General features: G+C 45.7%; 19 protein-coding genes. All 19 read right to left on the minus strand.

Annotated features, from left to right (window positions below):
* Positions 1–40: 40 nt before the first annotated feature.
* The 19 genes from AAHF05_RS23775 to AAHF05_RS23865 all read right to left on the minus strand — a co-directional run bounded on the left by AAHF05_RS23775 (position 41) and on the right by AAHF05_RS23865 (position 12672).
* The gene (locus tag AAHF05_RS23775) at positions 41–235 is read right to left on the minus strand and encodes a hypothetical protein (RefSeq protein WP_000159617.1); all 195 of its coding nucleotides are present in this window, start codon (positions 233–235) and stop codon (positions 41–43) included.
* Positions 232–543, minus strand: coding sequence for a hypothetical protein (locus AAHF05_RS23780; RefSeq protein WP_000172888.1), 312 nt, complete (start codon positions 541–543; stop codon positions 232–234). The genes AAHF05_RS23775 and AAHF05_RS23780 overlap by 4 nt, the downstream gene beginning before the upstream one ends.
* Positions 544–605: 62 nt before the next feature.
* Entirely contained in the window at positions 606–845 is a 240-nt protein-coding gene (locus tag AAHF05_RS23785) for a hypothetical protein (protein WP_001180999.1), read from the minus strand.
* Between the two features lie 249 nt (positions 846–1094).
* Positions 1095–2507, minus strand: coding sequence for a hypothetical protein (locus AAHF05_RS23790; RefSeq protein WP_022646499.1), 1413 nt, complete (start codon positions 2505–2507; stop codon positions 1095–1097).
* A 153-nt stretch (positions 2508–2660) separates the two neighbouring features.
* Positions 2661–2990, minus strand: coding sequence for a hypothetical protein (locus AAHF05_RS23795; protein ID WP_000140246.1), 330 nt, complete (start codon positions 2988–2990; stop codon positions 2661–2663).
* Positions 2991–3106: 116 nt separating this feature from the next.
* Positions 3107–4075, minus strand: coding sequence for an IS5-like element IS903B family transposase (locus AAHF05_RS23800; RefSeq protein ID WP_072223036.1), 969 nt, complete (start codon positions 4073–4075; stop codon positions 3107–3109).
* Between the two features lies 1 nt (position 4076).
* Positions 4077–4277 (minus strand): hypothetical protein, encoded by a 201-nt coding sequence (locus AAHF05_RS23805; protein ID WP_022646497.1) that lies wholly within the window; start codon positions 4275–4277, stop codon positions 4077–4079.
* 50 nt (positions 4278–4327) lie between these two features.
* The gene (locus tag AAHF05_RS23810) at positions 4328–5119 is read right to left on the minus strand and encodes a hypothetical protein (RefSeq protein ID WP_000774871.1); all 792 of its coding nucleotides are present in this window, start codon (positions 5117–5119) and stop codon (positions 4328–4330) included.
* 229 nt (positions 5120–5348) lie between these two features.
* Positions 5349–5606, minus strand: coding sequence for a hypothetical protein (locus AAHF05_RS23815; RefSeq protein WP_001052325.1), 258 nt, complete (start codon positions 5604–5606; stop codon positions 5349–5351).
* A gap of 65 nt (positions 5607–5671) precedes the next feature.
* Positions 5672–5998, minus strand: coding sequence for a hypothetical protein (locus AAHF05_RS23820; protein ID WP_000556022.1), 327 nt, complete (start codon positions 5996–5998; stop codon positions 5672–5674).
* 242 nt (positions 5999–6240) lie between these two features.
* Positions 6241–6561, minus strand: coding sequence for a hypothetical protein (locus tag AAHF05_RS23825; protein WP_000834113.1), 321 nt, complete (start codon positions 6559–6561; stop codon positions 6241–6243).
* A gap of 294 nt (positions 6562–6855) precedes the next feature.
* Positions 6856–8106 (minus strand): site-specific DNA-methyltransferase, encoded by a 1251-nt coding sequence (locus AAHF05_RS23830; protein WP_000104393.1) that lies wholly within the window; start codon positions 8104–8106, stop codon positions 6856–6858.
* Between the two features lie 170 nt (positions 8107–8276).
* Entirely contained in the window at positions 8277–8885 is a 609-nt protein-coding gene (locus AAHF05_RS23835; protein WP_000833775.1) for a hypothetical protein, read from the minus strand.
* Positions 8886–9040: 155 nt separating this feature from the next.
* Positions 9041–9298 carry a hypothetical protein gene (locus tag AAHF05_RS23840; protein ID WP_001290639.1) on the minus strand — a complete coding sequence of 86 codons (258 nt, stop codon included), beginning with the start codon at positions 9296–9298 and terminating at the stop codon, positions 9041–9043.
* Positions 9299–9362: 64 nt separating this feature from the next.
* Positions 9363–9791: a hypothetical protein gene (locus tag AAHF05_RS23845; protein ID WP_000069824.1), complete on the minus strand. Its 429-nt coding sequence runs from the start codon at positions 9789–9791 to the stop codon at positions 9363–9365.
* Positions 9792–9882: 91 nt separating this feature from the next.
* A complete protein-coding gene (locus tag AAHF05_RS23850) occupies positions 9883–10260 on the minus strand; it encodes a hypothetical protein (RefSeq protein ID WP_000645320.1) in 378 nt (125 codons plus the stop codon).
* Between the two features lie 405 nt (positions 10261–10665).
* Positions 10666–11811 carry a hypothetical protein gene (locus AAHF05_RS23855; protein ID WP_000339750.1) on the minus strand — a complete coding sequence of 382 codons (1146 nt, stop codon included), beginning with the start codon at positions 11809–11811 and terminating at the stop codon, positions 10666–10668.
* 44 nt (positions 11812–11855) lie between these two features.
* Positions 11856–12152, minus strand: a complete 297-nt coding sequence (locus AAHF05_RS23860) for a type II toxin-antitoxin system RelE/ParE family toxin (RefSeq protein WP_000581857.1) — start codon at positions 12150–12152, stop codon at positions 11856–11858.
* A gap of 49 nt (positions 12153–12201) precedes the next feature.
* Positions 12202–12672 carry a hypothetical protein gene (locus tag AAHF05_RS23865; RefSeq protein WP_000170639.1) on the minus strand — a complete coding sequence of 157 codons (471 nt, stop codon included), beginning with the start codon at positions 12670–12672 and terminating at the stop codon, positions 12202–12204.
* Positions 12673–13014: the final 342 nt, after the last annotated feature.

Consider the following 13014-nt stretch of genomic DNA (forward strand, 5'->3'; position numbering starts at 1 on the left):
TTACTAAGCTCACGGGCACAGGAACTGGCTTAAGTAACCGCTAAAGATAACAGCCACTGACTGCATCTACCCAGACCTTCTGTTTATACTCAATAGGCCACCCCTCTTTATCTGCCCGGATGACGCAATCATTTACCGTGGTGCGTGACCGGATACGAACATCAAGCGGAAGCGAATCGTTATCCACACGAGCCTGTGCCTCATTTAAAATGCGTAAAAACATCTCTTTGGTCATTCAGATACCCCCTCAACTTTGCGAATTTTGATCAGATGAGGGCGACTCAGTTTACAAAGTTGTTCTGTCGCTTCATCAATCGAATTGAACCGATGAGCCTCTTCGATATTTAAAGTCCAGTATTTCGCTTTCCCTTCTCCCAGATCGGACTCAAAATAATTTCGCTTTACATCCATTTTTTTAGGCCTGCCATTTATCTTGACGACATTATGTCTGTCATCAAAAAGAAATTCGTCCCCCTCAAAAGTGATTAATACAAATGGCCCCTCAGGCTTGGAAGTCCGGGAACTTTCCATTTTCAAAGTCATACTTCAGCCTCTCGATAGAACTCATGAAACGTCAAATTAAAATGGACTCACACCACACTGATTCAGTATTCCTCCTGAACCCCATTAGGCTCTGTTGTGATTTCATATTTAATTCCGCCAGGTGCTCCCACAGCGTCCGCGACCGACTCACACAGCAGCGAGAGATCGTTGAGGGTCATTGGGTGTTCAATGTCCAGCGTGAAGAGTTTCCCGGCTTGCTTGGCGGCTGTCTTGTCAGCATGTTCGGCATTAAAAAGGTATACGGTGTGTTTTTCCTGAGCGGGTGTATTTTGATTTTGCATTGATGATCCTTTTGTTTAGTTCCCCGATTCCGGGGGTGAGTGAATTAATTTAAATTTATATTCGTCTGGTTTAATTAGAACGTTTCCACGCTATGCGTAAACAGGTAATGCAAGGGCTGTATCAACAGGATTAAAGTTACTTTTCTGGATGCAGCAACGCTTGGACATGATGTCCACATTACATCACGATCAAAGCTAAGTTTTTTTTGTATAACCCCTCCATTTTCGTGTGTTTCGCGTTTCAGACGCTTATACGACCTGCTTGACCATCCTCATCAGAAGGCGGTTTAACAGTCCTTTCGCTGTCGGGCGATTGCTATCGACATAGTAAAAACCTGTTTTGGTCGTACCGTGAGCACTGCTCAGCACCCTCAGTTCCCAGATAACGTCACGGATAACGCCGCCATTTTCTGGCTTAAGGCATTCAGATAAATGGCGCATGAAACGAGCTCTTACGGCACGGTAATAGCGGAACTCCTCTGGCTGGTTAGTATTTTCTTTCACCCGGAGTCGCTGGTTACACAGAGTTAGAACTGCATCCATCATTCCCGCCTTCAGCTTCGCCTGGATCGCACCTTGTTGCTGTTCCCTCTCACCTTCGAGTAACGTTAAAATTCTTTCTCCGAGTGCCGTCTTGTTGTGTACGTGCAACTGAACACAGGCAGCTACGCATGCCCAGAATCTGAACTTTTTTATCTGTCCACGCAATTTCCGGGCTACAACCTGACGGTATGCAGAATCACTGAGTATTTTAAAACGCCGACTGGCAACCAGCTCTGGAAGCGACACTCTGTCGCCTATCCCCAGGCGGGAAAAGGTTTGTCCCCGCTGTGCGAGACGATGATAGACAGCGCCCTTGCCTTTTGAAATTCGGACCGCGCCATAACGAAGAAGATACTGAGCAGCAGTCGTTGGAGTAAACTCACCGTCAGCGATGCGCTGGCGTAACCCGTCGTATTCATGCCAGATAATCCAGGACGCCGTATCTTCTTCAACAGTCAGCTCATCCTCTTCCTCGAATGCCACGACGACAGAACTGCTCTCTCCGGTCTTTAGGCTACGTGAAGCCCTGGGGTCAGCCTGCCCGTCAAAATAGGTCATCAGCGGCAACGTATCAGTCAGTCCATCATAAGCTGTACCGAACCGGCCTCCGGGCAGTTTCATCCAGAGTGGAGCTGGCATTGGTGTACGGGGCACAGGCTGCATGTCAGGCTCATCCTCAAGAAGGTCCAGATCGGCCTCTTCCCAGACCCTGCGATAGATCTCAATTGCCCGAAACGGGCGAGGGTTGAAACAGTGCAACGACCAGAGGAAATCAACGTGGATCACGTTTGCTTCCTGTACAAGCCGAAATTGTGGCTCAGCCATACGACGGTTATAAGCCGTATCGTCAACCTCGCCGGAAAGTAGCTTTCTGCGATGCTCTGCCGCACGTCTTGCTTCAACATAATCAAGGCTGCAACAGGCATGAAAAAGACGTTCAGTCAGGGACGAAGAAAAGATATTGGGTTGAAGACGCACATATCCGCCTTCGAACACTTTACGACCGATATAATCCCGCAGGCTCCAGTCGTACTGGATCTTAGAAAGAAATCGCTGAAGACGACTCAGGCCAGCCTGATAACCGTATTTCTCCGGGTCAGTTCGAAGGAGCGTTTCCATTGAATGGTCAACCCCTACTGCTGTGCAAAATGAGCACCCTATAATTCTGATCATTTAGAAATTTTTTTGCGTTTAAAATCAATGAATTGAAAGATTTCATTTTTCTAAGTCTGATAAAACAGATGAAAACCCAACTGACTATACTCATAAAACTCAATCTTTGCGCTGCTGTACGATACCAGTAATTACAGGTGCCGAGTTTAACATCATGAAAAGTAGCCCAATAATGAATGACGCAACGCCAGCTGCGGTGCCTAACTTCTGACTGAACACCATTGAAACAAAGTACATATTTGGGATAAAAACGGACATAGCAATCACGAAAAGTAACTTATTCAGATAATTATTTATTCGGGTCTTAACCTCAACTCTATCATAAAAAGCCATCGAAACGTAAGCAGTTATCAGTGAATAAAAAGACCATGTCATATAGTTAACCGATTCATTAAATGCCTCTCGCAAAAGCAAAGCACTTTCTGTCATTCCCTACCTCATTAAATCAATAGAAAATAAATCTGAATAATTTATTTTTAAAAGAAAAGAGGCTTTGTTGAATAAATCAGATTTCGGGTAAGTCTCCCCCGTAGCGGGTTGTGTTTTCAGGCAATACGCACGCTTTCAGGCATACCTGCTTTCGTCATTTTGTTCAGCGCTCGTACCAGGGCCATAGCCTCCGCAACCTGACCATCGTAGTCACGCAGCGTCAGTGAACCCCCGAACAGCTGTTTTACCCGGTACATCGCCGTTTCCGCTATCGAGCGACGATTGTAATCTGTTGTCCATTTCCACCGCGCATTACTCCCGGTCAGCCGCTGATTCGCAACAGCACGGTTACGGTCTGCATATTCACCGGGCCAGTAACCCGCACCTTTTCGGGGCGGGATAAGCGCGCTGATTTTCTTACGCCGCAGTTCATCGTGACATAGCCGGGTATCGTAAGCGCCATCGGCGGCGGCTGACCTGATTTTCCGGTGGGTTTGCCGGATTAACCCGGGGAAGGCCTCTGAGTCCGTAACGTTGTTCAGCGACAGGTCAGCGCAGATGATTTCATGTGTTTTACTGTCAACGGCGAGATGCAGCTTACGCCAGATACGGCGGCGTTCCTGGCCATGCTTTTTGACTTTCCACTCGCCTTCACCGAAGACCTTCAGCCCGGTGGAATCAATTACCAGGTGTGCGATTTCACCCCGGGTGGGCGTTTTGAAACTGACATTAACCGACTTTGCCCGCCTGCTGACACAGCTGTAATCCGGGCAGCGTAGCGGAACGTTCATCAGAGAAAAAATGGAATCAATAAAGCCCTGCGCAGCGCGCAGGGTCAGCCTGAATACGCGTTTAATGACCAGCACAGTCGTGATGGCAAGGTCAGAATAGCGCTGAGGTCTTCCCCGTGATGAAGGCGTTGCCGACTCATACCAGGCCTGAATAGCTTCATCATCCAGCCAGAAAGTTATGGAGCCACGGTTGATGAGGGCTTTATTGTAGGTGGGCCAGTTGGTGATTTTGAACTTTTGCTTTGCCACGGAACGGTCTGCGTTGTCGGGAAGATGCGTGATCTGATCCTTCAACTCAGCAAAAGTTCGATTTATTCAACAAAGCCTCATAGAAGTAAAACTCAGTTAAATGAAGATCGTTTTCTTTCACGTATGCCGCCAATTTGCGGATACGCTGTTCAAGCATTGTATCTATCCGTAAGGAAACACTCTGCGGAACGTCACTTGCAAATTCATTGATACAATCAACGGTAGAAACTATGAATTTATTGGTCATGGCAGGCTCCAGGCCACCGGGGAAACCGGTGGCTACGGTAATTGGCAGGCTTAAGCGCCGCAAAGGGTGTCAAGGGAAGGGAGAAGCTTGCTCAGCTTGTCGTAATCGAGCGGAGACAGTTCTGTAACGAGTTCGACCGAAAGACTAGTGTTGTCTTCTTCACACAGAATATAGATTCCGTCTTCTGGCTCTTTTCCGGCACATGCCTTCAGTCGTTTGTTAACGACCTCCTGGGCTGAATCCGCTACGTCGCAGCTCAGGACATAGCTTGCCACATAGCTGCTCTCACCGTGGTAATGCGTCACTTTACACAGAGCATACTGGATACCGGCTTTGTGAGCCTCATTCATGAGACGAGAAAACTGACAGCCATCCTGGTAATAGTGGGTATCCTTTGTGACCAGAATAGTCATACCCCCAAATTCATCTGTCCGGCTTTTACTGCATGTAAATGCAGCAGTAATTGTTACCATTTCCGAGAGGTCGAATACCGACAGCACGGCAGTTGTGAGGCAAATTGCATGGTCAAGATCAATGGTCTCTCCATGAAAAACTGCCAGCCCACTGCTGGTAACTTCTGTTGCGAACAACAGTTCATAATTGCAGTCTGGGCAGGATGGTTGCCCAAAGCTCGGCTCAGAAGGGTCATACTCAGGGTGGTTCTCGATAATACTGAGGATCAGCTTCTCAGTCAGAGAACAATCTGTCAGTGGCTTATCAAGCAAACGCTCACCTTCTGCAATTTCTGCTTCGGTAACGAATGTGATTGCTTCTTGTGCCATTTTTGCCTGCTCCTGAGTGCAGGGAATAATAAACGACGCCTGAGTATAATTATCTGCCACAGTTGACTCCTTGATTATTTAATTAATGTATTTGATGAGAAGATCATAACAAATACACTAATACCAACTAATAACCTGAAGGCGTTTTTTTAGAAAAAATATTAAGAAGAAGAATATGAACACTACCTCATCTTAAATTAATATCATTCAGGATTAATATTCATTTTTGCAAATAAAAACCGCCAGACGGCGGCTTTTATAAAGAGGGAAATATCATTGGAAGTTGAAATTACTTCACGGCAGGCCGACAAATTACGCGACTGCTGTGAGCTGAAGCGAAACTTGTAGAGGAAACTATAATCACCTTTTCTAAGTCGTCGGCACTGTCAGCAATATGATGCCGGAAAGCCTCCTCTGCATCACCAGGGGAGTCGGCTTCGACCAGGTAGGCCTGATCATCATCATCAAACATAATGCGCCCGGAAATGAGATAAAGTCGGCTCAAATCTGGCGTTGCTGCGCTCGTGCTTCGTTCGTTCAGATTCATTTTTTCTCCGTCTGTTGCTCGTAAAAAGAATGACGCCGGTTTAAAAGGCGTCGCCAGGGTTCGGGCTAAAACGCAGGGTTGCCATCGAGGAAGCTCATTGGCTGGCCAATAGCGGATGCCACCCTGAGAATTTCACCTGGTGTGGCATAACGCAGCATTTCAGAGCGTCCAAATTTCTGATACTCATCTACTGACATCTTTCTCCACTCTGGGTGAGGATCTTTTCCGCACAGTGACCAGTTGCTTTCAGAGGAATCACGACGGAGAACGTACACATCAAGCGAGGCTGTAAGCCCACTTCCATATCCCCGCTGCGCTACAATACGAACCTGAGAACCATCGTCGCGTTGCAACGTCTGGGTTAATTTCGTGATAGGATCCTGAGAATGCATGCCATTTACCTCGTTTTCAAAAGATTTACCGTAAGTAAATGATACCGAATCGAGAATTCTGGCTAATAGGTCAGAAGAAAAAATAATGAATATTTTTGAAGTGTAGGATAATGATTAGAATAAAATGGCCTGAATAAATCGCTAGCGGTTAAATCCGCTTATTTCAGAGAAGCTCTGATTTAGTAGTTAGGGAAAACGATGCGGTGAAAAGTAACTTTTACACCGCAATTCAGAAAAAAGTTTCAATTAGTCACATTACGAATAACCCGGCTTACTTTCGCATGTGCGTTCCCCTGGATGTTAAAGTAAAGCCCCTCAGGCAGACTCGTCGCCCACTTAACTCCTCGCTCAGCCATACGCTTCGGTGTTTCCAGCCAACCACGAGGAATATTGCCCGTAACGTCACCGATAACCCGTGAAATGCATGCTGCTACCCGGATGCCGCCGGGAATATCGCATTCGGATTCAACAATATGCATAACCTCAAATAAAGCACCATGCCGCTGGACATGATCGCCAATGTGCAACTCGATAGGAGAAACCATTTCTGTATCTGACTTCATATCTGTCCAACTTTAATTTAGAAACCGTCTAAATTACCAATATAGTTAATGTACCGGATGTTAATTCAACAAGTTCTGTATCACAACCATCAGTTTTTTTTGTTGGGTCTATATCGGAGAAACAAGTGAATATTGAATACACTCGTTAATACAGACAACCGGAAATGAATGGCACCCTAATTATCTCTGCGGCGTATGCTAAGCCGTTAATATTGTCATTTTATGGTAGAAACAATGCAAAATGAATAAACCGCTTGTCGCTTCAAACCACTTTATCAAAACCGTTAACTTGCATTAAGCCCGATACAGTTCGGCGAGCTCGTCCAGCATGGGGTTACTCTTATATCCCGGTGCGGCCGTAAAAAGGTTTCGGGAAATCGCCAGCCATTCCATGATTTTGTCCGTCGCCAGCCAACGTCTGCCAAGTCGCTCGGCTGCGATGGGAACTTTATGCAGGCCAGCGAAGGGATCTACAACAAGATCTCCCGGCTCTGTCAAAAACTCAATCAGAAACGCTGCAAGCCTGGTAGGAGACGTTGCACCATGCAGCGGAAAACCTAGCTCGCGGGCAATGGAATGGCAAAATCTCGTATCAGCGCAGCTATTGCCGTAAAACAAAGTATTTTTGGGGATCGTTCCTTCTGTTTTATTTCCAAAGGATCCGCTTTTAAGCTGGTACGCCCCATCACCATAAAAGGTCGTGCGATTTTCACCGCCTGCTGCCTGCAATTTAAGATGCTGCTCTGAATGCGGTTGCAGTACACGTAAGTTGTTTGAACGAACCTTACTCGCATCATTGGTAAACCACAGCACAGGCTCATACGATGAGCAGAGCTGCACTCGTTGCTTACATGCCCAGTGCGTTGGCGATGGGGGCTTACTGCGATTCACCCACTGAAGCCTGTCCATGAGCTCAAGCCCCAGCTTGTCACATAATGCCAGTGTCAGACGCTCCAGATACAGAGAACGTGAAGGCCTGCCCCTATTAAAGCTATCTTGAGTGATATTCAATGCCACACTTGCGCCGGGTACAAGCTGTTTCACGATCGGTTCGAGGATACGCAGAAGCCAGTCAATATAAACCTGCTCGCCACGCCCCCCGCCATGCCCGTAGTCTCTTGAATTTCGAAGGAGGTAAGGCGGCGAGGTCAGGCAAAGATGAATTTGCTCTGTGATATTGCTGAAGAAGGCATAGGCGTTTCCAAAAACCGATGCCCCAAGAGAAGTTGAGAAACCGACAACACAGAGCTTTTCCCATGACTCGTGTAGGTTTGTTTTCGTCTTAGAGGAGTATCTCCAGACGCCCCGTTTTTCTGGAACGCGTTCGATGACTCCGGCCTGCCGAAGAGTCTGCTGAAACCAGCGTACTTTGTGTTTGACGCCGCTGGTTCTGGTTTTATCTGACCCAAATTCTTTCAGTTCGTGCAATTCGGCATCCGACATGCCAGTTTCACGCTGCACTTCGCGATAAAGCTCGTCGTTGCTCAACGGCAATTCGGAGGCTGCGTAGATCCGTGCAATTAAATCCGTAGAAATCGTGCTCATCAGCCATCCTTAATGGAGATGCAGTTTAAATATCGGCCTGATGGTTGGAAGGGGGATTACTAAATCAAACCGATCTGTTTATTTATAGGCTTTGTCAGGTCATGCAGCACAGCTGGGCATGCGCAAAGAGACCCAGTCTTCTTTAGCGGAGACACCTTCAAAAGTTGTACTCAATCAGCCCCAAGATTTTGAAACTCAATGTGCTTTTGCTCACACTCCTCCCTGCCCCACGAGCCCTGCCATTCACAGATGTCCCGGTACTTAATTTCCAGCTTATCCATCTGTGAGAGGTTAGCTGTTGCGAAGTCTGGCCATATGTCGTGCCAGCATGCGTTGTACGTGACGCCTGCTGGTGGGCAATACATCATTGCATCAGCATGGATAATTTCAACGCGAGGATCGTTTGCAAACGAGGCCGCAACGAGGTTAATAACGTCCTGTTCTTTTTCAATTACTGTTACATGGGTTACATCTTCTTTTTGAAGAATGGCGTGAAGCACCATCCCCAGACCAAGACCATTAATGAGCACGCGCCCGGTGGCTCGCTCTAAAAAATCCTGGCAGGTTCTGATCTCCATCGGGGTATTGGACATCACCACATCCCAGCCGTTGGACAAACGCCGATATCTACCGGGCGGGATAAACTCGTCTGTATTACCTGTATACTCGGCACGAAGGGCGAGGCTCATCGCCTTATCTGCGGTAATTTCGAATGTGTCCAGTTTCCAGGTTCCGGACGTGCCGTCTTTAACGGGTAAATCAGAAAAGCAGCTCTTCATCAAGGCAACCAAAATTCCAGTAATGTTGTTACGCTGAACCTATCACAAACCTGCTCTTAATACAGTTATCAGGAGTGACAGCGATCTTTGAGGAATCGTTTAAATCACGGGCATCCTGTAGCGGACGCCCGATATTTAATCAAATGTCGCAGGTGTTAAAGGAAGCGTTGCAAAGTTGCAACGTCTTCTGGAGCAACCTCCACGCAGCTCCTGACACTGTAGTGATTTTCGCCGTTGTAGTCGTAAACCCCACCGTCTTCAAAACTCAGCTGTTCAAGCTCGCCATGGCACTCTGAAATGAGTGCCGTCTGGCAAGCATTTTTCTCACAATCGCTGACGAGTAACCGAACATAGCTATTCTCATGGTCGCCGTTTCGGTTCTGGATTTTAACGATAAAGTGTTTTTCAGACATTTGTGCCTCCAGCACAGTTTGAGGTTAATTTAGCGTTGCCCCGGCTCACCGGGGCAAGAATAAATCAACCCTTAATGAAACTGTGCCCCCAGGTGTTAGGCTTAAATGCCTGCTCTTTGATATATGTTTTCATTACCTTGCAGGTTTTTTTCAGGGCTTTGGTATTGGCATCGGTTACTGAGATAAAATGGCGAGAATAACGGTTTTCCCGGTATTGCTTATCAGCGTTTGGGTCAATTGCTTCGCTTTGCAGGAGTCCTTCGTGCCTGCCAATTACTATTACGTAGTTCATTTCACCTGAAACACGATCCGTGAGTAATTGAATGGAAATATCAGTCGCTCGCGTGGCCTGGCTAGCAGAAATTTTTGCATGTAAGAAAGCTCCCTTTCGAAAGTTGGCCGGAGTCAAACCTGTAATATCCTCGGTGCTAAAATTAAGTGAAGATAGAGTTGAAAATAAATCACAGCTAATGACTTCAGTATTATTAGACATAACCCGGCTCCGCTCATATTCATGTTAAGGTAATTATATCAGGTTGATAGCATTACCTAATAACTTGGTGGCAAAAAGTTGTGGTTTTTGATTAACTAAAATTGATGTTCTCAATACTGCTCAAGAATTCTTTCTTTACACCCGGAGTAAAAGGTATACGTTCAATGTATTTATAAAGCGTCGCAAAGGTTTTGGTTTCAATGTTTCGTGAAATAACATCATCAATCGGGTCTTCGAACATATTAATAAAAACATCAATATGCTGCTCTCCGCTTTCTGAAGCTAAAGAGAGAATACAGACCACTTCAATGTAGCGGTTATCCTGCTCTGCAATGAACAACCAGTGCCCTTCGTTAAAGGCTGGTGCAGCACTGAAGCGTTTTACAACAATTTCTGAAAGAGCATATCCTGCCTGATCCAACAGATTAATAAAGTTGAGTTGAGTTGAAACCACGTCTAACGCTTTCATAAAACCTCCTTTTCATCTGTACTTATTATACTGTTACCCATCCCCCCAGCTAATAACCTCCCAGCAAACTTTCAAAAAAAATACCACCTTTAATTAGAATTGAACACATCCTTTTTAAATAACAAAAAGGATTATGAAACCCACAATGTTTGTGATGTGCCACCAAGGAAAAGTAACTTTTATGTGCTCATAAATCTTATTTCGTATTCACTTTCCTTTGTCTTTCGGTCGTAGATTATCAGGGGAAGCATAAGAAGAATATGTGAGGTTTAAGCAAATGCGGTGATCGGGCATTATAATTTGGTGAGGCTATTATAAGTGGATAAAGATAGTCGTAGGTATAGGATCAGGTTAAATTGCATTTTCCCGGTTGCCTTCCCTGGCCTACCGGTTTCAGCTCAGATACTAAGACCAGCGGTAATACTTAAAATATTCCTCATTTGCAGCTATAAACTCCCTCAAACCGTTCATTAATCCCTTCTCAAACGCTGTCACGATAAACCGGTAACCGTCCAGTGTTTCAATGTAGTAAATACCGCCTGGTGTAATTCCAACATGCAACACCTCGGCTGTCATCATAAACTGGCCTTCCGGAAAATCATGCGAAAGGTAAATGAAACCAGTAGTGGCCGATGCGGGTGTGGCATTCACTAAGACCCCGTTAAACTGCTGCCCGTGCCTCGCCGGTACAAGCTCACTTCCCCTGGTTGACTTATCAAGCAGCCTCTTAACATCTTTTTCTTCTTTTAACGAGGTATAGACCCGCACATCACTGTCATCACCTGGGCGAGAGCCGGTGCCAACATGAGCAAGACGACGGTAAGCACTGCGCATATTAACGTGGCAGGATGCCCCTGCTCTACCCTGAAGCCTTACGCCAAAGTCTTCGCAAAGTAACAAAATCTGACGTAGCTGGTTTTCATGCACGGACGCTGAGAGTGAAAGATTGAAACAGGAAAAGGTCAGTTCTAAAACCTTTTCGCGTTTGTCATTGAAATGAGCTTCCAGCCTGATGACTGGCTTTTCCGACATTGCAAAAGCTTTGTCCGTTACTCTGTACCGGCATTCATCTCCGAAACATTCTTTAACAACGCTGGCTATGACCGTGTCGTGTTCTCCATCTTCCGGAGCTGGCACAAAGATTTCAAATTGTGCCGGTGTATCCGGCTCAAGCAGAACGGGATAGAGACGCGGAGAATTAAGCAAAGCGCATTCAGAATTAATGAGCTTAACCCAGGCGCTTTTGTCGTCCGGATCCTTAAGCTGCTGTCCAAGGTTATCGCAAAAGTCAACTATCTGACGGGTATGCTCATCCGTGACTGCACAGATCAGGTTAAGACCATGCGTGGCCATACGCAGTTCCCGGGTTCGGGACTGGGAATTGATCGACCAGGGGTTAAGTGAAAGCGAAATAGGGCTTATGGAAGGGACGACCGTCTCATTCTGCAAATCTGTAAGCTGGCAGTTCGCAGTAGGCTTCGGGGAAAGGGTACTAAATATGTAACTTGCCTGTTGTTTAGTACTGGCCTGGATATAAAACATCGCGTCCATGCTTGTATCCCGGGATGAAATTGAAAATAGCTTCATTTTTAACCTTAATGGATGAGCGATTTATAGTCATGTGCAGACAAATGAACATTATGTGCGCCATCATTCCATTCAAAGAATAATCGATACTTAGAGTTTACTCGAATGGAGGAATAACGGTTTGACGTCATTCTTAAGCGTTCATAACGCAAGCTGTTGGATAATAACTCCCGCTCACTCTGGACATTATCCAGCGTTTCAAGTCGACACAGAATCGCGTTAATAATTTCAGAAGGAATACCTGCCGTTGTTTTTCCATTACGGAAGAACTTTTCAAGCCGTCTGTCTTTAAATGAATGGATCATAGTTCCTCCGTAATAATTGACCTTAAAATTAAATTAAAAGGGCTTTGAATTAATGAATACCTAAAATGCGGGCGGCAACTGCCAGCTGCTTATCACTTAACTGACGCTGGTGGGTTAAAGAAGACTTAAGGCTTTCCAGAAAATTATTACTACTGGATTGTTGGGTGATTGCATCAACCATTTTTTGATGAGACCTGCACCATGCTGTGAACGCAGAACTGTGGGCGCTTTCAGTCCTTAAACGCTCGTCTTGCAGGGATGCTGACACTTTGCGGGCAGCTTGCGCATTAATGCGGTACAGCGCATTCAGCGTGTAAGCAGTACGGGTCGTTTCGAGGCTGTAACCCGTGGCTTTACAAGCCATACAGCGACTTCTATAAAAATGCTTACGCTCTCCCCGCCCATTGCATTTATCGCAAACAATACGAAAAGTATATTCCGCAGTACCTTTTACAGAATCAACACAGCGGATTTTTGCGCTGGAGATTTCAATTCCACTGCGATCATAATATTTGGTCATAATGTGATTCCTCCGGTTAGTTCTGGAGTAATCATGACAGAATGAATCTACTGGCTAATAACCTGAGAGTAAATATTTTAAAAAAACATTGAGAGAGGGGCTGCAAATTTATACACGAAGGATTCAAATATAATTTGTTTAAAAAATTAAGAGCATTCTGAAGTAAAATTGCATCAAAAAGCATTCATGGATAAATCATGTACTGGTGCCAGCGATTTAAACGAGGACATTGTTCCGGTGTAATTACACAGTTTAGCATCATAGATTATAACCAAAAGGAAGGAGTCCTTCCCGTCTCGGGAATATTACTTTCCCGTTTGCAGTTTAAGAGACACTTAATGA

The organism is Enterobacter adelaidei (assembly GCF_041937165.1).
Taxonomy (GTDB): domain Bacteria; phylum Pseudomonadota; class Gammaproteobacteria; order Enterobacterales; family Enterobacteriaceae; genus Enterobacter; species Enterobacter adelaidei.